Source organism: Kamptonema animale CS-326 (genome assembly GCF_028330895.1).
Classification (GTDB): domain Bacteria; phylum Cyanobacteriota; class Cyanobacteriia; order Cyanobacteriales; family Microcoleaceae; genus Kamptonema; species Kamptonema formosum.
Map to the genome: position 1 here is coordinate 1 of NZ_JAQMUA010000131.1, position 20,694 is coordinate 20,694.

The 20,694-nt window shown below is 44.1% G+C and carries 20 protein-coding genes; 6 read left to right on the top strand and 14 right to left on the bottom strand.

Features of this window, described 5'->3' with window-relative positions; translation table 11 throughout:
• Positions 1-149: 149 nt before the first annotated feature.
• Together PN499_RS07675 and PN499_RS07680 are read left to right on the top strand one after the other, a co-directional pair.
• Complete coding sequence (locus tag PN499_RS07675; protein WP_272031145.1) at positions 150-518, top strand: hypothetical protein; 369 nt, start codon at positions 150-152, stop codon at positions 516-518.
• A gap of 9 nt (positions 519-527) precedes the next feature.
• Positions 528-1,223 (top strand): haloacid dehalogenase type II, encoded by a 696-nt coding sequence (locus tag PN499_RS07680; RefSeq protein WP_272031146.1) that lies wholly within the window; start codon positions 528-530, stop codon positions 1,221-1,223.
• Between the two features lie 103 nt (positions 1,224-1,326).
• On the opposite strand, the gene PN499_RS07685 is transcribed toward PN499_RS07680, so the two are convergent.
• The 13 genes from PN499_RS07685 to PN499_RS07745 form a co-directional block, all read right to left on the bottom strand.
• A complete protein-coding gene (locus PN499_RS07685) occupies positions 1,327-2,613 on the bottom strand; it encodes a sensor histidine kinase (protein WP_272031147.1) in 1,287 nt (428 codons plus the stop codon).
• A 31-nt stretch (positions 2,614-2,644) separates the two neighbouring features.
• Entirely contained in the window at positions 2,645-4,450 is a 1,806-nt protein-coding gene (locus tag PN499_RS07690; protein WP_272031148.1) for a sensor histidine kinase, read from the bottom strand.
• Positions 4,451-4,573: 123 nt separating this feature from the next.
• Positions 4,574-4,903, bottom strand: a complete 330-nt coding sequence (locus tag PN499_RS07695) for a hypothetical protein (RefSeq protein ID WP_272031150.1) — start codon at positions 4,901-4,903, stop codon at positions 4,574-4,576.
• Positions 4,904-4,949: 46 nt separating this feature from the next.
• Positions 4,950-6,365 carry an RNA-guided endonuclease InsQ/TnpB family protein gene (locus PN499_RS07700; RefSeq protein WP_272031194.1) on the bottom strand — a complete coding sequence of 472 codons (1,416 nt, stop codon included), beginning with the start codon at positions 6,363-6,365 and terminating at the stop codon, positions 4,950-4,952.
• Between the two features lie 321 nt (positions 6,366-6,686).
• A complete protein-coding gene (locus tag PN499_RS07705) occupies positions 6,687-8,138 on the bottom strand; it encodes an IctB family putative bicarbonate transporter (protein WP_272031151.1) in 1,452 nt (483 codons plus the stop codon).
• A gap of 164 nt (positions 8,139-8,302) precedes the next feature.
• The gene (locus PN499_RS07710) at positions 8,303-9,199 is read right to left on the bottom strand and encodes a sensor histidine kinase (protein WP_272031152.1); all 897 of its coding nucleotides are present in this window, start codon (positions 9,197-9,199) and stop codon (positions 8,303-8,305) included.
• Positions 9,200-9,260: 61 nt separating this feature from the next.
• Positions 9,261-10,676, bottom strand: a complete 1,416-nt coding sequence (locus tag PN499_RS07715) for a 1-acyl-sn-glycerol-3-phosphate acyltransferase (protein ID WP_272031153.1) — start codon at positions 10,674-10,676, stop codon at positions 9,261-9,263.
• Between the two features lie 276 nt (positions 10,677-10,952).
• Positions 10,953-11,888, bottom strand: a complete 936-nt coding sequence (locus PN499_RS07720) for an alpha/beta hydrolase (RefSeq protein ID WP_272031155.1) — start codon at positions 11,886-11,888, stop codon at positions 10,953-10,955.
• Positions 11,889-11,962: 74 nt separating this feature from the next.
• Positions 11,963-13,975 (bottom strand): ribonuclease catalytic domain-containing protein, encoded by a 2,013-nt coding sequence (locus tag PN499_RS07725; protein WP_272031156.1) that lies wholly within the window; start codon positions 13,973-13,975, stop codon positions 11,963-11,965.
• Between the two features lie 189 nt (positions 13,976-14,164).
• The gene (gene rpsR, locus PN499_RS07730) at positions 14,165-14,380 is read right to left on the bottom strand and encodes a 30S ribosomal protein S18 (protein ID WP_007358575.1); all 216 of its coding nucleotides are present in this window, start codon (positions 14,378-14,380) and stop codon (positions 14,165-14,167) included.
• A gap of 96 nt (positions 14,381-14,476) precedes the next feature.
• Positions 14,477-14,665: a 50S ribosomal protein L33 gene (gene rpmG / locus PN499_RS07735; protein ID WP_071592493.1), complete on the bottom strand. Its 189-nt coding sequence runs from the start codon at positions 14,663-14,665 to the stop codon at positions 14,477-14,479.
• 182 nt (positions 14,666-14,847) lie between these two features.
• Complete coding sequence (locus PN499_RS07740; RefSeq protein ID WP_272031158.1) at positions 14,848-15,378, bottom strand: RDD family protein; 531 nt, start codon at positions 15,376-15,378, stop codon at positions 14,848-14,850.
• On the bottom strand, positions 15,375-15,503 hold the full coding sequence (locus PN499_RS07745) for a hypothetical protein (protein ID WP_272031159.1): 129 nt from the start codon (positions 15,501-15,503) through the stop codon (positions 15,375-15,377). The genes PN499_RS07740 and PN499_RS07745 overlap by 4 nt, the downstream gene beginning before the upstream one ends.
• Before the next feature lie 61 nt (positions 15,504-15,564).
• On the opposite strand from PN499_RS07745, the gene PN499_RS07750 reads away from it, so the two are divergent.
• Genes PN499_RS07750 through PN499_RS07760 form a run of 3 tightly spaced genes read left to right on the top strand, consistent with a single transcriptional unit; the run spans position 15,565 to position 19,244 of the window.
• Positions 15,565-18,621 carry a tetratricopeptide repeat protein gene (locus PN499_RS07750; protein WP_272031161.1) on the top strand — a complete coding sequence of 1,019 codons (3,057 nt, stop codon included), beginning with the start codon at positions 15,565-15,567 and terminating at the stop codon, positions 18,619-18,621.
• A gap of 27 nt (positions 18,622-18,648) precedes the next feature.
• Positions 18,649-18,900 carry a hypothetical protein gene (locus PN499_RS07755; protein ID WP_272031163.1) on the top strand — a complete coding sequence of 84 codons (252 nt, stop codon included), beginning with the start codon at positions 18,649-18,651 and terminating at the stop codon, positions 18,898-18,900.
• Positions 18,897-19,244, top strand: coding sequence for a type II toxin-antitoxin system PemK/MazF family toxin (locus PN499_RS07760; protein ID WP_272031164.1), 348 nt, complete (start codon positions 18,897-18,899; stop codon positions 19,242-19,244). The genes PN499_RS07755 and PN499_RS07760 overlap by 4 nt, the downstream gene beginning before the upstream one ends.
• Positions 19,245-19,328: 84 nt before the next feature.
• Here PN499_RS07760 and PN499_RS07765 read toward each other — a convergent pair whose 3' ends face one another.
• On the bottom strand, positions 19,329-19,571 hold the full coding sequence (locus PN499_RS07765) for a DUF7219 family protein (RefSeq protein WP_007358571.1): 243 nt from the start codon (positions 19,569-19,571) through the stop codon (positions 19,329-19,331).
• A 238-nt stretch (positions 19,572-19,809) separates the two neighbouring features.
• Between PN499_RS07765 and PN499_RS07770 the strand changes: the two genes are divergently transcribed.
• Positions 19,810-20,664 (top strand): SGNH/GDSL hydrolase family protein, encoded by an 855-nt coding sequence (locus PN499_RS07770; RefSeq protein WP_272031165.1) that lies wholly within the window; start codon positions 19,810-19,812, stop codon positions 20,662-20,664.
• The last annotated feature ends 30 nt before the right edge of the window (positions 20,665-20,694 follow it).

The window sequence follows — 20,694 nt, forward strand, 5'->3', positions numbered from 1 at the left end:
AGATGGGGAAGATGGGGAGGATGGGTGATTACCAATTACCAATTACCAATTACCAATTACCAATTACCAATTAGCCATTAGCCATTAGCCATTAGCCATTAGCCATTACCAATATCAGCGTGTATCTACATAAATAGCAAATGTATCAAATGGGAGTAATTGATAAAACAGTGACTCTGTTTCGTCCAGTCGGTCAAAAAGAGATGGAATTAATTCGGAAAAGTGGTTACACTTCCTTTCCGCCGCGTTTACCTTTCCAGCCTATTTTCTATCCCGTACTTTCTGAAGAATATGCCGTGCAAATTGCACGAGATTGGAATACAAAAGATGCAGCATCGGGATATATTGGTTATGTCACAACATTTCGAGTTCGTGCAAACTTTTTAAGTCGATATCCGGTACAAACTGTTGGCAGTTCAAGACATCAAGAATATTGGATTCCCGCAGAACAATTAGCAGAATTCAATCAAAATCTTATTGGATTGATTGAAGTTATTGGCAAATTCAGAGCATCATAGGAGGTAAAAATGCTAGATTTTAGTCAATTTGAAATCTTAAGTTTTGATTGCTACGGAACCCTCATTGATTGGGAAGGAGGGATACTGCCAGTATTGAAAAACCTACTGGAAACCCATAATATTAATCAGAGTGACAAGCAGATTCTGGAACTATTTGCAGAATTTGAGTCAGAATTAGAAAAGGACACAAATGGATATCTGAAATATCGGGAAGTTTTGCGACAAGTCGTGAAAAAAATTAGCGAACGGTTTAATTTTGATGTCACAGAAGCAGAATTAAACAGCCTTCCTGATTCCCTCAAAAATTGGCAACCTTTCCCCGATACCGTCGAAGCACTAAAAGCGCTAAAAAAGAGATTTCGTCTGGCGATTATCTCGAATACAGACGATGAATTATTTGCCGATACCGCCAAACATCTCCAAGTAGAATTCGACTGGATTATTACAGCAGAACAAGTCAAATCCTATAAACCATCACCGCGCAATTTTGAATTTGCGATTCAAAAAATGGGGATATCTCCCGATAAACTGCTGCACGTTGCTGAGAGCATTTATCATGATGTTATACCCGTAAAAGCAATGGGTTTATCAACAGTCTGGGTAAATCGGCGTGTTGGTAAAGAAGGATTTGGTGCAACTAAGGCTGCTAGTGGTAAAGCTGATTTAGAAGTGCCAGATTTGAAAACTTTAGTTTCGCTAATTTGAAGGTTTTTAACTAAAATACCCAATAGGAAAAACCCGACGATCGACACTTGTAATTGTAAAGTAAGAAGTAAGGCTTAATCTAATACATTACTGGAATATATTGCTACAAGGGGAGTTCGATCGCAAACTCAACTCCCTTTCCCGGTGTGGAGTGGCAGTAAATCTTACCGCCGTGTTTTTCAGTAATAATCTGATAACTAATTGAAAGTCCCAATCCCGTGCCTTTGCCAATAGGTTTAGTGGTAAAGAAAGGTTCAAATAGTTGATCGCAGAGATTTTCCTTAATACCGAAACCATTATCAGCAATATAGATAGCGATCGCCTGATTGTGTAATACTTGAGTACGAATCGAGATCGTACTGGGATCTTCACGCATCTCAGCAGCGCTACGCTTGCTATCTCGTTCTTCCAAAGCATCAATCGCATTGCTAAGAATGTTCATAAACACCTGATTTAGTTGGCTAGGATAGCATTTCACTAGCGGCAAATCTCCATAGTCCCGCACAATTTTAATCCCAAGATGATCTGGCTTGGCTTTGAGGCGATATTGCAAAATCAGCAGGGTACTTTCAATGCCTTCATGCAGATCGATCGCCTTGGCTGCCGATTCATCCAGACGGGAGAAATTTTGTAGGGAACGAACGAGCTGGCGGATGCGTTCGCTTCCTATATTTAAAGAATTGAGCAGCTTCATCAAGTCTTCTCGGAGATAGTCTATATCCTCCTCCTCCATCCATGCCTGCAATTTGGCATGGGGTTGAGGATGGCATTCCTGATACAAGTCCACAAAGTTAATCAGAGTTCGGATATATTCTTCAGCAGGAGCGAGATTGGCATGGATAAAATTTACGGGATTGTTGATTTCGTGTGCCACCCCTGCCACCAATTGACCAAGGGAAGACATCTTTTCACTTTGCACCAGATGCACTTGTGCCTGCTTCAGACTGTTTAGCGCTTGAGAAAGTTCGGTGGTACGATTTTCCAGTTTCTTTTGCGAGTCCCGCAGTTGCAGATGTACCCGGATGCGTGCTAGTGCTTCTTCATGCTGGATAGGCTTGGTAATATAATCTACTGCTCCCAGACTCAGCCCTTTAACCTTATCCATTGAGTCCGAAAGAGCCGTCATAAAAATTACAGGAATGTCGGAGGTGGCGGAGTCAGCTTTAAGCCGCTGACAGGTTTCAAACCCATCAATTCCTGGCATCATTACATCCAACAAAATAATATCAGGATGGTAAGACTGGAGCCGTTGTAGAGCCGATTCCCCACTTTTAGCGATCGCCACTCGATAACCAATCTCACTCAAAACATCAAATAACACTTGAATATTAGTGGGGTTATCATCCACAACCAGAATAGTTCCGGGTTGAGGTTTAGTATCAACAGACATGGCTAAATTCCTGTATCAAGTGAAATAGGGTCTACATATAGCTTTCTAACAAATTGATAATAGCTTCGTCATCGAACATTTGGCTTAATTCGAGTATTTTGTTAGTGAAAGTCGCATACTGAGGATTGAGTTGCTTGAGGCGGTTAGCTTCTTGCTGAATGTCAGCGATAAAGCCATCCTGGGCGGCGCGGTAGATTACTGCCAGTTCTTCCCGTGGTGGCACTACCCAAGCCTGTGAGTCCGAAACCGTAGCAGACAATTCCACCGTCTCCGGTGTTTGCCAATCCAATGCTGGGAGCAAGTCTATTTCAAACCAAAAAGTGCTGCCCCGATCTAGTACGCTCTCGACATGAATTTCGCCACCCATCATCAGCACAATTTCTTGACTGATGGCAAGTCCCAATCCAGTCCCTTCACTGTTGCGATCGCGTTTCCCGGCCTGCTCAAAGGGTAAAAAAATCATCGATAGTTTTTCGGGGGCAATACCCAGCCCCGTGTCTTTAATCTCGAAGCGAATCCGTTGGGCGGCATTAGGTTCGCTCAGGTCGCCAACGGGTTCAACTCGGAAGGTGACAGTGCCAAAATCGGTAAACTTAATAGCATTGCTGAGCAAATTTAGCAACACTTGTCGCAGTCGTTTGTCGTCGGCATGGACAGCCGCGAGTAGGTGATTAGAAGGCTGGTAATGAAACTCCAGGCCTTTTTGTTCGGCTTTGACCCGGCAAATATCGGCCGTGGAGGCGAGGAAGTTTGTCAAGTGGAAATCTTGGGGATAGAATTCCATCTTGTGTACTTCCAGCTTGGACAGATCCAAAATGTCATTGATTAAACTCAGCAAGTGGGAACTGCATTCGTAAATCACCCCTAATCCTTTCATCTGTTTATCGGTAGCGGGATCGCCCTGGAGAATCTGAGCATAGCCCAAGATGCCGTTGAGCGGAGTGCGAAGCTCGTGGTTCATGCTCGCGAGAAATTGGCTCTTAGCACGGTTGGCAACTTCTGCGGCTTCTTTGGCTTTTTGTAGTTCAGAGGTGCGTGCTTTTACCCGTTCTTCAAGTTCTACTTTGTTTTTTTCTAAAGCGGTGAAAGAGTCCTGCAATTGACCTGCCATCAGGTTAAAGGCTTGGGATACCTGCTGGATTTCGTCTTGGGTGCGAATATCTAAGCGGTAGGAGAGGTTGCCTCCTCCAATGGCTGTCGCTCCCTCCTGAAGCTGTTTTAAGGATTGAATGATGGGGCGAAAAATCAGCCAGAACTCGCCCAAGACGAGCGCGATCAGGAAGACGACAGTACCGTAGGAGATGTAGTTAGCGATCGCGCTTACCCTTAGTAACTCTTGCTCGGCTTGCTTCGCGTGTTGGCGGGACTCTCCTACCAATTTGTCTAGAAAAAAGTTCAGATCGCGCCCAAAGTCGTTGATGGTGCGGAAGTCCTTTTGCTTATCTCTCATTGTCGTGGGCGATTGCTGATTAATGGATGCCAGCAACTCGTCTTCCATCTCCTCAAAAACTTTACGCCGCTGACGGATATATTCAAGCTCTGAATTAGGTACCAGAGTTTCCAACTCGCCGAATATCGTATCTAATTCTGTATCCTCATCTTTTTCTTCGTCTTTGGTGAGATTTTGCAACAAAACCTGATCTTTCGTACTATCTATTTCCCTTTGGATCTGATGTTGTGCTTGGGTTGCTAGTTCAATCCGACGCTTTGCTTGGGTGTATTTCTCCAAGCTCATCTTCTCAGTCTGATTACGCCACAGGGTACTGCCACCAGAGAGGAAAGCGATCGCCCCTACGAGAACGGCAGAAACAAAGATGAATTTGGTTGAGATTTTCATATTCTGCTAAGAGTTGCTTTCATCTGAGCAAACTCTCTAGCCTTAAATAAAATAGTTTCCGGTTGAGTTTTAGCATCAACAGACATAGGTAATTTTTTTTCTGAGAGTAAGTAAATAAAAGACTTATATAGAGAGTTTTAACAAATTTAGAATAGCTTCGTCATCAAACATTTGGCTTAATTCAAGTATTTTGTTAGCGAAAGTAGCATACTCAGGATTGAGTTGCTTGAGGCGGTTAGCTTCTTGCTGAATATCAGCGATAAAACCATCCTGAGCCGCGCGGTAGATAACTGCCAGTTCTTCCCGTGGTGGCACTACCCAAGCCTGTGAGTCCGAAACCGTAGCAGAAAGTTCAACCATTTCCGGTGCTGTCTCGTAAATCCACTGCAACTCTAGGTGACGCTGCAATTCCCCCAACAGGGCGATCGCCACCGCACCAACCACCCCTCTCAATAGAGAAATACCATTGACACTCTCAGCGCTAAAGCGACTGAGATTCTTAAAGCATTACTACCTTAATATCCTTGTTGCCAAGGTTCCCAAACTCAGCACGTTTGCTCAAAGAGCGTACTGATGTCTTTTGGGCGTTTAGATGACAAGCACCAAGTTTCGCGGAGTCCCCACGTACTATTTCCAAAGCTCTATCTCTAATAGTTTTAGCAGCACCAATATCAGCGTGTTCGTGATAACCACACTCGACACAGATGAATTTTTCACCATCTCGATTTGATTTGTCGATATGCCCACAATTTCTGCATTCTTGGCTGGAGTGCTTGGGATTAACTTTAATTACGATTTTTCCTTGCTTTGCAGCCAGATACTCAATCTTGAAAATTAAATCACCCCAACTAGCATCAGAGATAGCGCGATTCAAACCTTTCTTTCTGGATTGTCCATTTTTCAGGAATCTCTCAGTTTTATCATCATTTTTGATTTTACATCTACGCATCATCCCAGAGATGTTTAAATCTTCTATGGCGATTACGTCAACATTACGAGACACTATTTTATTGGCGGTTTTCCATTGATGCGCCTGACGCTTATCGCTAATTTTCTGATGAAAACGCCCTACCTTAATAGCGGCTTTCTTGCGGTTTTTGCTGCCTTTGACTTTGCGGCCAACCCGCCTTTGCCTAATCTTCAGAGTGCATTTAGCCTTTTTGTTAGTCGAAAACTTAGGATTCTGAATTTGGTATCCATCAGAAAGGTGAACCAGCTTAGTAATACCTAAGTCGCACCCTATTATCTTTGGGCAATCGCCAAGATTTTTGGGACTATACTCAGGTACAGATTTATCCTCAATCCTGATAGAAATATACCAACCATTCTGTCGCTTCCTGACGGCGCAAGCCTTGAGGGTAAATCCATCAGGGATTGAGCGGGAGTTGTAAAACCGCATCCAGCCTAACTTGGGTAAGTAGATTTTATTGCCCTTGATTTTCACCCCCGTTGCATAAGTAAAAGAGGTAAAATTACTACGGTTCTTGAATTTAGGGAATCCCCTACCTTCAAAGAAGTTTTTGTAGGCAGTGTCTAAACGTTTAACATTTTGTTGCAGAACTGTTGAATCTACCCCTGCATACCAAGGTCTAGCTGTTTTCAGTTCTGGTAATACAGTGATTTGGATATCGCCAGCACTTCGACGTGGATTTCTAGTCTTACCGTCTTTGTCAAGCTTAGAATCTTTCCAAGGATTCCCGGTTGCACCACTTTTACTAACAAGACTTGTTAATGGACAAGCCTCGCCTTTAGTTATAATGTCGCAGTAGTCCCCTTGGATAAATTGTTGGTTGTATTGGGTGATTCTGTCGTTTAAGCACCAATTGTAATGGCTACGTAGCATATCGACCCAGTTTGACATCTTAAGACTTTGAGCTTGATTGGGGCGGAGTTTATAGACATAGTTCGTTAACAGTTTTCCTCACCTCCTTGTTTATATTTTAATGCTTCTCATCCTTTCAAATACGAAAAAATCAAAAAAGATTCACGGCGGTTAAAACCGCCCGTGCCGCTTTCATCTCAGGTCTAAAGACTCGCTCGTTTTTCGCTTACCGAATGCCTTTTATAAAGCTACTAACCAGTTTATGAGAAATTTTCATGGCAATAGTGGTTTAGTGCAAGAAACCGGGTTTCTGGTTTTAGTCTACGCGCGAATCGTCAAGGATTCTGGTTGAGAAACCCGGTTTCTACAATAGCTAGGGAGAATCCCACTTTTACAAATTTGCACCCACCCTGCTTACTCACCTGTACTCAAACTTGGCCGCCGAATCACCCCATAATAACTAGCAATAATTGCCACCATCAGCCACCAAAGCGTATTAACTTCCGGGCGATACCAGACAGTATCGACAAAACCGTGAGCCATCATACCAGCTAAAGTTGCGATCGCAGCCATCAACCAAAATCCCTCACTCGATTTTAAATTGGAGATTGGGAGATTTTGATTAACAACTTCACCCTGTGAAATAGACTCAATCGGTTGTCCATCCCGTAGGCTTTTGATTTGTACAAATCCCTGACTAAATGTCACCACCAGCAACCACAGAAAAGTTATTAAACCAATGAAACCACTTTCTACAGTAATTTCCAGCAGCACAGAATAGGCACTCAAAGCACTATAGCGCGGTCGCATATAAAGGGGATAAATTTTGTTAAAAGCCACATTCCCAGGGCCAATCCCCAATATAGGGCGATCGCGAATCATTTGAATTACAGCAGTCCAAACATTAATACGGAAATTATTGCTACTATCCCCGCGTCCCACAAAAATACTGGTAACGCGATCGCGTAGAGGTTCTACTAATAGCAACCCCAAAATCAACACAAAAGCGAAACTGCCCAACCCCGCAGGTAGCGCCCAAGTGCGCCAGAAACGCGGCATCCTAGGACTAAACCAATACCAGATCAAAATCGAAAACACCACCATCAGAATCACGCAGCCAATCCAAGCCCCCCGGCTATCAGTGAAGCGCAAACAAGCACCATTAACTAACAGCATCGTCACTGCCAGAGCTTTCGGCCCCCACCCTTTCCAGACGAAAATTGCCGCAAAACTTAAAGCAATTGCAGGTAATAAATATGCACCCAAAAGGTTAGGATTGCCCAAATAACTGTAGGCCCGCGTTAAATTTGCCTGAGTCGAGGTGGGGTCATTCCAAGTTGCCAATGGAGGAACCTTATCTATCCACTGTCGTATCCCGTAAAAACTAACAATGAGGGCAGTATGCAAATAAAGTGCAATTAACCATCCTCGTAGTTTAGGCGATCGCAACACCCTAGCCATCAACGCAAAAAACACCAAATAAAGCGTCAGCTTACCCCAACCCACAAACGCCGCCGCCTTCACCGGTGACATTGCCGTTGCTACCGTTACCACACTCCAGTACAACAAAACCAGCAAATGAATAGGCGTAAAAACAATCACCTGCCGATCGGAAAGTGTCATTAATACCCAAAAAGCACCACCAGCAACTAATAGTAAACCTATTAACGCATTGCCCACAAAAGGAGCCAAAGCAAAAACCAGGGAAAGTAAAACAAAACCCAGAGGTTCTGCCCACTGCATCAACCAGCTACTCTGCCGCCAACTCCCCAAAGATCCACAAGTCAAACTATATAAATAGCTTGCACTCCGCCACTGGTAAAGTGGCAAATTAAAAAGCGTCAACTGCTGCCAAACTGAGTTCATTTTTAATTTGTTAGTTGTTTCTAATTGGTAATTGGTAATTGGTAATTGGTAATTGGTTAATTTTTCTTACCTGATTCAGTGTCCGAAAACTAACAACTAACATAACAACTAACAGTTAACAGTTAACAGTTAACAACTAACAGTTAACAGTTAACAGTTAACAGTTAACCTTCCAACAATTCCATTGCATTTAAACCGGGTAGTGCCAACATATATCGATATCCAGAATCTGGCGAACCTTGAATTGATAGTTGGCCCCCTTGGATCTCCACCAATTGACAACAGAGCAATAATCCCAGACGTTCCCGTGCCCCGTAGCCAGCTAGCTGCGGTGTCCTATCTGCCTCGTCAGCCGCAACTATGGCTGCCAATTCAGAAAACGAGAGTGCCAGACGACTCAATCCCTGCGTAGGTAGCGATCGCGCTTGCTCATCCATCAGAGGCTCATTATTACCAGACTTCCCTTCTGAATAGTTGGCTCTTGCACCGTTTAATAAGTAGTCGGAGTAGAGTTTAGCATGGGGAAGGCTATCTCCTAACCAAGGGTGAAAAACCCAAACTGCAATATTAATTCCCTCTTCTTTGCGAGACAGGTGAATCCGAATCATGCTACCTGCCCCAGTAGACTGAATCACACTAAATACTAAGTGGTGTAGCATTTGCTGGACTTTATCTTTATCCAGCAACCAGAGCCGAGGGCCGGGGCTGATGGAGAGAGAAATTTCTTGCTCTTGCCGAGAAACCACCTGCGATAGAGAGCCTACAACCTGCTGACATAAAGTTTCAATATCGACAGCCGAACGTTTGAGCTGTGAAGGACTGTCGTCCAGTTCTGCGAGCCCAACAATTTCTTCCACGAGCGATCGCAACTGCTTGCTACTGTTTTGAATGATATCGAGGTATTCCTTTTGTTTGGTAGTCAGCGGGCCGTAAATTTCTTGGTTGAGAACACTCGCCATGCCGACAACTGAAGTGAGCGGAGTTAGCAATTCCTGCGCCAAGTAAGTCAGCAATTTTACTTTAATAGAGTTATTAGACAGATCTGCGGGTTGGTTAATCATTAGTCATTATTCAATGTTCGCTGCTCATTTGCTGAGCTTCTAGAGGTATCGCAAAAGACTGTTAAGATTGAATCATTCCTTCTAGAGCTACTTGCAAATCTTGAGTTAGCTCTGCTACTGCTACTCTGCGACTTGCTTGATAGCTATCCCAACGGTCTGAAACTGATATCGGTTGCCCTACTGTCATTTTCACCCGCTGTTTCCCTAACTGAGGTCTACTAAAAGGACTTCCACCTTTGATTCTAGTTACTACATCCCATAGTAGTAAAGTTGTTTCTGCAAAACGCTCTGCCGTCGGGTTTTCTTGTACGTATTTCCCTGTCACGGCGACAAAGCTTTCTACCAGTCTCATGTGCCACATCCGCAAGTTTGCTTCTTCGGCGATGCGGTCTGCCAATCCTCTTTCTAGGGGTGACAAATCGGCAACGTCTTTAATATCTTCTCGGTAAATATAATCCCAGCCTGCCTGCTCTAAACGGCGACACCGATCTATTAAACTCCCCTTCGGCTTGATGTTAAAATACTGTTCTGCTACTTGCAGGGAAATATTTAGAAGGTTAAAAAGTCGCTGCATTAAAACTTCGTTAGCTGAGTCAGCCATTGCTTCGGGAATTGGAAAAGATATCAGGTCGGGCGTATTTTTCGGTAAGGTTTGATGGTAAAATCTAGTATAAAATTCTTCCATCATTGCCAGTAAATGACCGCCCAATCGGATTAAGCGTGGGTAAAGAGAATTTTGATTTGAATCATTTAATTCTCCCATATTTACTCGATCTATAGTCGGTAAACCGCAATCAATTTCTAATTGAGTTAAAAGTTTTTGTAATGGTTCCCAAGGAGCCTCTGCATAACGATACTGAATACCTACGGGGATGATGAAAACTTGTTCCGTTCGTCCAGCTTTGTACAGATCTTCTACGCACCAAAATCCCATTTGGGCAATGCCCGGTTCTAGGGGGCTGACTATTTGATTGTGCCCGTTAGTTGCTCCTTCTGGGGCGGCTGCAATTGGGAAGCGGCTGTTGGCAAATAATTCGCGGGCGGAACGCAATCCCGCTCTGTCTATTTTACCCCGAATTATGGGCGTACCGCCTAATCTGGAATAGAGCCAGCCTACGGTGTCACCCGCCCAGAGAGGAATGCCGCGATCGTAGATAAAGTGAGAATGTAGGGGATATTTCAGCGTTATCCCCTCTTTTCTAGCTACTTGGGGTAGTATTTTCCAAAACAGTTGTGCCAAACAGAAAGGATCGTCTGTATTCGGATGACGAAATGCGACTAAAAAACGGACTTTACTATCTTGAAATTGCTCGAACAGATGGGCGAGAGTTTTGACATTCTCGGCTTCTATTTGGCTAATGGGTGTCCGCACTTTCAGCCACCAAGGAAGAAGTTGTTGGCATCCCCAGAGCACTAGGGGGTTAAAGTCAGGAGGTATAAATTCTAGAGGCCGCTGAACGTGCGTAGAGTTGGGCATTTTTAAATTACTGCTAATTTTTAGTTGTTAGTTAGTAGTTGATGGTTAGTGGTTGGTATAGCAATCCTAAATCATTTGTGAATTTCTTACTCCCTCCCCTTAGCAAGGGGAGGGTTGGGGTGGGGTAAAAAATTTACGATTCATTTAGGATTGCTATAGTTAATAATTAGTATAGCAAATTACAAGGCAGTTAGAATATTAAGATCGAATCTATCGGCAGTCCACTCCGACTGGGTTGTGACGCTGCCACAATCGCTATCTACTTTAACATCTCATCTAAATTCCTTTGAGAAACCGATCGATACTCCGTTTCCAATGTTCTTTATCAACTGTAACCAGTAAATTATGACCACTATTAGGAAAAATAACCAGTTGCTTGGAACCATGTAAGTTTTGAAAGATTCGATCGATCTCTGCCACAGTAGTCCATTTGTCGAGCTTTCCATGCAATAGCAAAGTAGGGCATTTAACTTTGCTGGCATAAGTTACTGGATTGTGGGTAAAACCATTAAATCCATGTTGAATGCTTCCCCAAAAGACAAGCATTTCAGCCATTGGAAATGTTGGAACTCTGATTTCTCTTAATCGACTTCTAACAGCATTTAGAAGACGCGCAAAGGGAAGCTCAAGAATTACAGCATCGGGATTAACCTGTTCGAGGGCTACTGCTTTAAGGATTGCCGCACTACCCATCGACACACCATAAAGTACCAATGGACGCTTAAAGTTTGAGCGTTGAGCATAACTCATTGTCAGAGCAACGTCTTTGGCTTCCCGTACACCTAGCGTTGTTGTATTGCCGCTAGAACCTCCTACCCCTCGAAAATCAACAAGTAAGGTGTCATAGCCTAAACTATGAAACACTTGGGTTGGGGCTAAAAGTTGTTTAGCTTTACTGCCTGCATTACCAGGAAATAATAAGACAGTTCCACCAGATACAGAACTTTGAGCAGGAATGAACCAAGTCTCTAGCCACTCATTTTGACTGATTGGGATGCGTTGTGTTATATATTCAAGTCCAATGTTAGTAGGGAGTTTAGAACTGGTAGGTCTAGGAAGCCCCAATCCCAACTGCCCAGGGGAACTAAAGTGTGTCAGAACGTAAGCACCAGTATAAGACAAAACATTGAGAACGAAGAAAACAGCCACTACGAGCTGGCAAAGATGCTTTCTGCTTTTTCTTCCCAGTTCGATCTTTGTCAAGGGCTGCATTCAATCTCACCTCACTGACCTGCTCAAATGCCTAGTATCAGCTTAAAGATAACTGATTAGCAGTTACCATTGGCTCAGATAGAAGCAACCGGATTAGAAATCATTTCTTGAAACTGAATGGCATCCGATCGCGGATCGCAGTGGGTAACTTTCACTTCTAAGCGATCGCCTATTTCCACAGGCCGACTAAATCGCATTGCCAACTCTAAGCCTAATTCTTCTAACAACACTAAGCCCACATTCGTATCTTCCCGCAACCAACGTAACATCATTGCTTGCCACACTTCCCCAGCATGGCGACGCAAATATTCCAACCCCCAATAACGGTTAGTTTGGCGTTCTACATTTGATGCTTCTTTCACCGCCGGACTGAGGCTCATAATCATTTCTAGCATCTGTTCTGCCGAAAACGGCGGGGTTTCTCCCCGCAGGTGGGCTTTGATCTGGAAATGAGCCAGCAAGTCCATATAGCGGCGGATGGGAGATGTCACCTGAGTATAAGCTTCTAAGCCTAAACCCGCGTGTCGCGCTGGCATCAAACTCATCTCGCTACGTGGCATACAGCGGCGTACTGCACAGGCGCGGGCCGGCCCAGCGGGTAATAACAGTAATTCTTCATCTGGGGGGAGTTCGGGTTGTGGCTGATGGCGATAGGGTAGGACTAGGTTGTGAGTTTGGCCGTATTGTGCAGCGACTTCTCCGGTTAAAATCATCATCTCTGCTACGAGTTCCCGCGCGGGGGAGTCATCTAAGACGTGAACGCTAACATCGTCACCAGAGACTTTAATGACGGATTCTGGCATATAGATGCTGATTGCGCCTTGGGTTTGTCTCCATCCGTGTCGCAATTTTGCCCAAGCTGCGATCGCGCTAATTTCTGGTTCGGCCGCGATCGCCAGATGTAGCATCTCATCTACATCTTCGTAAGTCAGGCGATAAGTGGGCTTAATTAAGGTGATGTGAATGCTGTAATCCTGTATTGCCCCCGTTTCGTCCAAAATCACTCGGAAACTCAGGGAGGGGCAAACTTGCCCTTGTACGAGGCTCATGGGCCCTGTTGCCAGCTCTGGCGGGAACATTGGCACCATGCCCGTAGGCAGATAAACTGTAGTAGTGCGCTTTCTAGCTTCTAAATCGAGATCGTCACCAGGAGAGAGCAAGCTAGTGGGATCGGCAATGTGTATCCAAAGCTGCTGCTGACCATTTTCCAAAAATTCTAAGCTTAGACCGTCATCGATCTCCGTTGTGCTTTCGTCGTCAATGGTGTAAACCTTGAGGTGAGTCAAATCGAGGCGATCTGATTCAACGTCAGGCGGGGGATTTTCGAGGCGAGAACAAGCCAATTCCAGTACCTTTGCAGAAAAGTGGGTCGGGATCTGGCTGCGCCGCAAAAATAAGTTTTCGTGGAGACTCCAAAGACCGAGATCGACGAGCAGTTGAAAAGCGGCTTCGGGGGTTTCCGAGCGTCCCAAGCTGGCTAATGTTTCTAAGGCGGGGGTGCGGTGTGTTGCTTCCTCTCCGAGTAGAGCCAAGCGTTCTAAGGCATCGAGGCGGGTGCGATCGCTCTGCTGCCACTCTACCTCATCCCCTGCGAGTCTGGCCTTGACCCGTTCCCAAAATCCATGCAATTCTAGCTGTCGCTGCCTTTCAACTTCTTGCTGATGTTTAATTTCAGCGACCATCGCCATTGAACGCGGCTCGTAGCGATCGCCTTTTTGTTTGAAATAAAGCTTATCTACCGACAACAAATAATATGCCGCGTAGCATTGAGGTGGAGTTGCTTCTGAAAACAGCAGCATTGCCAAACCTGGAGGATCTACGGTTTCCCCATCCTCAACCAACAATTCCCAAGCGACTTCTAAACTCGTTGGGTCTGAATAATTCTCCACTTCCTTGAGGAATGTGGGAATTTGGGTGGGTTTGTAAGTTTCCCCAACTACCTCATAGCTAATTTGCTTAGGCGGTATGCTGTGGGATTGACTATTTTCGTCTACCACTACCCAGTTTTTTTTACCATCAGGACGATCTGCTACGGCAAGTCGCCGCTCGCCGTGCAGTCGAAATTCAATTAAAGTTCCCTTCTCCACAAGCTGTTGCCAACGAAGCGTGCTATTTTGCGGACTATCTGCAAGTTAAAGTGCGCTTTGGCAAGTTTAATTAACTACCGCTATGCCGATGGCTTTCGCAGGAGGCTTGCGCTTTACGCCAATCGCCCTTGACTGGATCGAGTCTAGCAGATTTGTCGATCCACGCCTATAGCTTTTTTTGGAGTTTTTCTAGCCTTCTTGGTTGACGAAGGGCATCAAAGCTAGAATTCTGGCTCTTTTAATGCCTGTGGTCAAGTCTCGCTGCTGTTTAGCAGTCAATCCTGTGATCCGGCGGGGTAAAATTTTCCCGCGTTCAGTTACAAATTTGCGGAGTAAATCGACATCTTTATAGTCGATGGGATCTCCTGGCTTAATTGGCGAAACACGGCGGCGAAAATATGTCATGGTAATTGATAGTTGGTAGTTAGTAATTGGGAAATGCTAATTGCTAATTGCTATTAGCTGTTAACAGTTAACCGTTAACAGTTAACCGTTAACAAATTACTTAATTTCCTTATGGACTGTGTGCTTGTTACAATGGGTGCAGAACTTTTTGAGTTCTAGTCTTGCCGTCGTGTTACGACGGTTCTTAGTGCTAGTGTACCTGGACACGCCATTTGAGCGCTTGTTTGAGTTAGTTCGGCACTCGGTACATTCTAATGTAATGATGATTCGGACACCTTTAGCCATAATTCTAAAAAGATTTGGACTAATTGACACTCCCCAGTCTAACGACACGGGAATTTTACAGGACAACCTTTTTGGGATAAATCCACAAAAAACTTGATTCTTAAAGCCTGAGTCTCACAGCTACTACCCACTCGCTCAGAGGTACTGAGTCGGTCAGGCTACTATTCAGACACAATTTCCTATCATCTCACATTGCGCTGTATTTGGTCAAGCATTTTTCTAAGTTTAATGTCAAGGGAGTAGCCCCGGCGGGTTCCAACGATGATGGTTTGGGCGAAGCGATCGTGAAAGGCTTGCTGGTATCTCTCCGTGTCGGCTAAGGCTACGCTACAGTCTAGGGCTAGGGGTAGGATCAGTAATAGGACGGCGGCGTTGCGGCTGGTTAGACCGGTAAATGCGATCGCAGCCAGGGCGGCCCCAATGCCAAGTATACCCTCGCGCTTGACTAATTCTTGGATGGTGGGAGTTCTGTTAAAGCGGGTATCGATTACTCTCATGTCTAAGGCCCAGTGGCCAAGGCTTTGATCTTGATTTCTGACGGCGAGGAAGACTCGCATCAGCAGCCAAAGGATGATGAAGAATAGGAGTTGGACGAACCAATTAGTACCGAGAATTAGGCTAATTAAGGATACGATCGCCCAGTCGATAGCGAAGGCGAAGGCCCGGCGATTAATTGGGACTTTTGGGGGGAGGGGCACTAAGTCTGAGCTCATGGCGGGAGAATGGGGCTGATTACTTTATCTATTTTGGCATCTGATTCTTTGGTTAAGGTGAAAAAGTGGACGCGACTTACCCACAAAGTAATTCTGTCATTGCCAACGTAACGTAATTCTGTCATTGCCAACGTAGTGAAGCAATCTCTTGTTATAATTTTAATTAGCATTTGAGCTATACTTACTATGAGCATTGATGATGAAGAGTTGAATAGCGAATTTTCTAGTGAAGATCGCAAACTGGAACTTTTCACTGATAGATATGAGTTTACTAAGTTATTTGCTGAATACTTAAACGACGATCCGCCGCGCCAAAAAATCTTGTATTTTCATGGAGATGGTGGTAACGGTAAGTCATTACTACTAAAATTTTTGCGAATTAAATGCTGTAAGCGATTTTCGCGGCAAAAGTGGCAGGAACTTAAGGCAATTCCCGATGATAGAGTTGCCGAAGTTGCCGACTATATCCAAAAAGCTAAACTAAGTCAAGATTGCACTACCATACCAGCAATTTTGCACGATTTTGGAATGCCGCCATTTAAAGAAGATCGGCCGCAAGATCCTTTTTATGGGTTGTTGATGCTGCGGCGAAATTTGGGAGAAGTTACGGCAAAATATAAATTCAAGTTTCCTGTTTATGATTTTGCTTGCTTTTGGTATTTGCTCAATAAGGGAGAATCGCAAGAAACACTTGAGCGGCTGTTTCCCGATGACTTAGCGAGTGTATTGACTCCTGTGATTGACTTTTTTGCAGAAGCTCCAGTTGTCGCACAAGCAGTGGCTATCCTCAAACTTAGAGATAAACTTGGAGGGAAAGAGCGACTGGTTGCTCTACTCCGAAAACAGTTGAAAGTTACCAAAGAACAAGCGGATGAAATTTGCAAGAAAGATATTGATACTGAATTAATTAATGAATTGCCGAAATGGTTTGCTCAAGATTTGAAGGCAGCAATGGCAGGAAAAAATAAGCCTGAACGTCTTGTATTATTTTTTGATACCCATGAGAAGTTTTGGGATGAGAAGCGACATTTTCAGGGAGAAAAGTTGTTCTTTCAGGATGAGTGGCTGCGGCGCTTACTGAGAGGTTTGCCACTAGAATTAGGTGTGGTGGTGCTAGTAGCGGGACGCGATCATCCGATTGAGCAACGGGAGTGGACAAAACCTGAATTTCCAATTCCTGACAAATATTTAGACCCGCAATTGGTTTGGCATCTTTCGCCTAATGATGCAAAACATTATCTGCAAAAAGCCGGAATTGAGCAGGCGGATTTGGTAGCAGCTTTGATTAAGTATGCCAGCGTTAACCCTGATGAAAAGTCAGGGGAGTGGCAGGTACACCCGTTTTATCTCGGCTTATGTGCTGATGTCGTGCTAACAGAAAAGAGTAAGGGAATAGAGTTACAGGCGGCAGATTTTGCGAGTATCCCAAAACTGGAGGATAAGGCTAGGGAATTGATAGATCGCTTGTTGCGAGATGTGGATAGGGAAGTGAAATATGCGGTTCACTCGCTGAGTGCTTGCCGTGCTTTTAATCAAGAGTTGTACTTGAAATTGGGAAGAGGTTGTGGCTTCCAGGCTAGTGCTGCTAATTTTAAAATTCTGACTAGCTTTTCGTTTGTGTGGCGCGATCGACAACGAGGTGAAAAATGGTATCGCATCCATGAGTTGCTGCGTCGATTGGATTATGAAAGGGACAATTCTACAACTCGCGAAGCTCATCAAACTTTGGAGGCACACTATCGAGAATTAGGAAATGTGGCAGAGGGAATTTATCATGCTAATCGCTTGGATTGGGAGCGGGGTGTGAATGAATGGGGAGAAGTCTTTAATGATGCGTTGCAGGGGAGCCGTTATGAGTTATGCCGCACGTTGCTAGAAATTAGGGGTGAGTTGTACATTAAAAGTGATTTTCTATTAGGCTACATTTCTCAAGTGGAGGGAAATTACTTGGCTCATTTGGCTCAATATCGAGAAGCGGAACAGGAATATTTAGAAGCTGTTGCGGCTTATAATTGCCAACTCAGTCTTACTCCTGATCATACGGCTACCCTCAGCAATAAAGGAAATGTGTTGCAAAGTTTGGGTCAGTTACAGGCACAGTTGAGCGAATTTGATGCGGCTAAAAAATCTTACTCAGAGGCGATCGCTACCTTGAATTCAGCTTTGAATCTTACACCGGATGATAACTACGCTCTTAACAACAAAGGGATAGCACTGCGAACACTGGGTGAGTTACAGGCACAGTTGAGTGAGTTTGAAGAGGCTAAAAAATCTTACTCAGAGGCGATCGCTGCTTTTAATTCAGCTTTGAATCTGATACCGGGTGATATCAAGGCTTTCAACAACAAAGGGAATGCGCTTGTAAGACTTGGTGATTTACAGACGCATTTGAGCGAATTTGATGTGGCTAAAAAATCTTACTTAGAGGCGATCGCTACCTTGAATTCAGCTTTGCATCTGGTACCAGATTCCATCAACCCTCTCAAAAATAAAGGGACGGCGCTTCTAAGTCTGGGTGAGTTACAGGCACAATTGAGCGATTTTGAGGTGGCTAAACAATTTTATTTAGAGGCGATCACTACCTTGAATTCAGCTTTTAATCTAGCACCGAATGATACCTATGCTCTCAATAACAAAGGGGTAACGTTAAGAAATTTGGGTGAGTTACAGGCAAAGTTGAGCGAGTTTGAAGAGGCTAAGCAATCTTACTCAGAGGCGATCGTTGCCTTGAATTCATGTTTGAATCTGGCTCCGAATTATATCAATGCTTTCAACAACAAAGGGACGGTGCTTCTACGTCTGGGTGAGTTACAGGCACAATTGAGCGATTTTGAGGTGGCTAAACAATCTTACTCAGAGGCGATCGCTGCTTTTAATTCAGCTTTGAATGTGGCACCGGATATCAATGCTTTCAGCAACAAAGGGACAGTGCTTGTACGTCTGGGTGAGTTACAGACAAAGTTGAGCGATTTTGATATGGCTAAACAATCTTACTCAGAGGCGATCGCTGCCTATAATTCAGCTTTAAATCTGGCACCGGATTCTATCTACGCTCTCAACAACAAAGGGAATGCGCTGATAAATCTTGGTAACTTGCAAGTAAATTTATCCCAGCAAGAGGAGGCGAAGGAGAGTTACCAAGCGGCGCTGGAGGCATTTAATCGCTCCTTGGCGATCGCGCCTAATAATGAGTATATTCGCAATCAGCGCGATCGCCTGCAACAATTTCTGGATAATTTGTAATCATCCAAAAAACAAGAGGGAAGCAAAATGATTTCACAAACTTTACTAGATATTGAACGTTCAATTCTTTCTCTGTCCATCGAGGAACAACTTTGGCTTCTGGAACGCATCGCTCATCAAGTGCGAGAAAGAACTTACACAGCCAATAAATTTGGTGATGCTAAATATATGGAGGAACAAATAGCAGCGATGGCATTAGATCCAGATATTCAAGTTGAAATTGCTGCTATCAATCAAGATTTTATTGTTACAGAAATGGATGGTTTAGAAGGGCTATGAGCATTCAGAGAGGGGAAATTTATTTTGTCAATCTTAACCCAGTTCAGGGAAGGGAGCAAGCTGGAATGCGACCTGTTTTGGTGCTTTCCATTAACGCTATTAACCAGTTACCTTTAGTTGTTACTGTAGTTGTAGGAACTAAAGGAACTAACATTCACCAAGAATATCCAACAAATGTGCGTGTTTCTCCGTCTGAAAGTGGCTTGCCAATAGAAACAGTTTTCCTCTGTTTTCAGATTCGCTCTTTGGATAAAGAGCGATTTTCTAGGGATTCAGTAGGGCAACTTTCAGCAGAAAAGATGCTAGAAGTTGAAGCGGCGATTCGCTACTGTTTTGGTTTATAAAAGTAAAGTTTTAAAGCGCATCCCTAGACAGTCTTTAAGTTGACACCAATGAACAGTCTAGTTTTCCTCCAGTGCTACAAGCTTTCAAGCCGCAAACGGATGTTCACCAACGCCTAACTCTTTTTTCGACTTTTCTAACTTTTCCCAAAGTAACTCAATCTCAGAAATTGCCTGAGCTAGAGGAATCTTCCCATTAGTAGCCAAAGCACTGATGTAACTCACTCGATGAGCAAACTCTTGCAAATTCGCATCAAAAACTAAATTCTCTGGCTTGACATCGCCGTAGTAACGACACTTAGGATATAGAAAGCTTGAATTATTAAGCATTTTTATAATCTCCTTTAAAGTTCATTTTTTACCCTTGTTTCTAATATAAAGTAGAATTTATCGAGCGTGAGTGATGAGAATGCTATATAAATATGAGCTGAAGCATCAACATAAGTGATAACTGTCATTGATAAATGTGACAATAATCACAATTGATCGGGATTCACCACAGAGGAAACAAATAGTTATACTTACTGAAGTTAAAAGTATTTCAACTCTTCACTTAAGACTGTCACAGATGCCTGTAAATGCGCGATCGCCCCATCCCAAACGTCCACTATCTCAGCTTTTGATCTTACTAGCCCTAGCAGCATTTACTGCTGTTGCCGCCATCCATTTCTACCCAGATTTAACTACCGTGTTCCAAACCCCTCAATCGATCGCCACACTACCGCCAGAAATAGAGAATATACTCAAAGGTAAGCGCAAAATCGTCACGGTTGGCGACAGCATTACGGAAGCGGGAAAGTATACAGGTGGGTATGTCTGGCTGTTACAAAATTATTTAAACGCTCTCTACCCTAGTCAAAAAATTGAGATCGTTAACGCCGGGATCTCAGGTAACAAGTCTACAGATATGCAGGCACGTTTCCAAAAAGATGCGATCGCTAAAAATCCCGATTTAATTACTATCAATGTCGGCGTTAACGATGTTTGGCTGGCATTTTTTGACTTCCGCACCAACCAAGTCCACCCCGAAGGCAACCTCCCAGCAGGTGTACCATTAGCAGTGTACCGCCAAAAACTCACCGAAATGGTGCGATCGGCTCAAGCCGCAGGTATTCGAGTTGCCTTGCTCTCTCCCACCCCAATTAGAGAAGTGCTGCATGGCCCTGAAAATCGCCGCTTACCAGAGTATATGGCTGTGATGCGTCAGATCGCGATCGAGAATAACTGCCTGTATATTGACCTCAACTCGCCCTTCCGGGAAGTGCTAATCGCCTTTCAGAAACACGCAGGGCGATCGCTTAACCTATTAACAAGGGACGGCGTACATCCCAACCAAGCTGGTAACCGCATTATTGCCTACACGATTCTGCGGGGATTAGGCATTTCAGATAAAGATATTCAAAGCGTACAAGTAAAATATTAAAAGGGAAGAGATAAGGGAAAATAGAAGATG

What these genes read in the sequence shown, in the direction of transcription:
- PN499_RS07675 (WP_272031145.1), top strand. Translation starts at nt 150, where the DNA reads ATGGGAGTAATTGATAAAACAGTGACTCTGTTTCGTCCAGTCGGTCAA.
- PN499_RS07680 (WP_272031146.1), top strand. Translation starts at nt 528, where the DNA reads ATGCTAGATTTTAGTCAATTTGAAATCTTAAGTTTTGATTGCTACGGA.
- PN499_RS07685 (WP_272031147.1), bottom strand. Translation starts at nt 2,613, where the DNA reads ATGTCTGTTGATACTAAACCTCAACCCGGAACTATTCTGGTTGTGGAT.
- PN499_RS07690 (WP_272031148.1), bottom strand. Translation starts at nt 4,450, where the DNA reads ATGAAAATCTCAACCAAATTCATCTTTGTTTCTGCCGTTCTCGTAGGG.
- PN499_RS07705 (WP_272031151.1), bottom strand. Translation starts at nt 8,138, where the DNA reads ATGAACTCAGTTTGGCAGCAGTTGACGCTTTTTAATTTGCCACTTTAC.
- PN499_RS07710 (WP_272031152.1), bottom strand. Translation starts at nt 9,199, where the DNA reads ATGATTAACCAACCCGCAGATCTGTCTAATAACTCTATTAAAGTAAAA.
- PN499_RS07715 (WP_272031153.1), bottom strand. Translation starts at nt 10,676, where the DNA reads ATGCCCAACTCTACGCACGTTCAGCGGCCTCTAGAATTTATACCTCCT.
- PN499_RS07720 (WP_272031155.1), bottom strand. Translation starts at nt 11,888, where the DNA reads ATGCAGCCCTTGACAAAGATCGAACTGGGAAGAAAAAGCAGAAAGCAT.
- rpsR (WP_007358575.1), bottom strand. Translation starts at nt 14,380, where the DNA reads ATGACATATTTTCGCCGCCGTGTTTCGCCAATTAAGCCAGGAGATCCC.
- rpmG (WP_071592493.1), bottom strand. Translation starts at nt 14,665, where the DNA reads ATGGCTAAAGGTGTCCGAATCATCATTACATTAGAATGTACCGAGTGC.
- PN499_RS07740 (WP_272031158.1), bottom strand. Translation starts at nt 15,378, where the DNA reads ATGAGCTCAGACTTAGTGCCCCTCCCCCCAAAAGTCCCAATTAATCGC.
- PN499_RS07745 (WP_272031159.1), bottom strand. Translation starts at nt 15,503, where the DNA reads ATGACAGAATTACGTTACGTTGGCAATGACAGAATTACTTTGTGGGTA.
- PN499_RS07750 (WP_272031161.1), top strand. Translation starts at nt 15,565, where the DNA reads ATGAGCATTGATGATGAAGAGTTGAATAGCGAATTTTCTAGTGAAGAT.
- PN499_RS07755 (WP_272031163.1), top strand. Translation starts at nt 18,649, where the DNA reads ATGATTTCACAAACTTTACTAGATATTGAACGTTCAATTCTTTCTCTG.
- PN499_RS07760 (WP_272031164.1), top strand. Translation starts at nt 18,897, where the DNA reads ATGAGCATTCAGAGAGGGGAAATTTATTTTGTCAATCTTAACCCAGTT.
- PN499_RS07765 (WP_007358571.1), bottom strand. Translation starts at nt 19,571, where the DNA reads ATGCTTAATAATTCAAGCTTTCTATATCCTAAGTGTCGTTACTACGGC.
- PN499_RS07770 (WP_272031165.1), top strand. Translation starts at nt 19,810, where the DNA reads ATGCCTGTAAATGCGCGATCGCCCCATCCCAAACGTCCACTATCTCAG.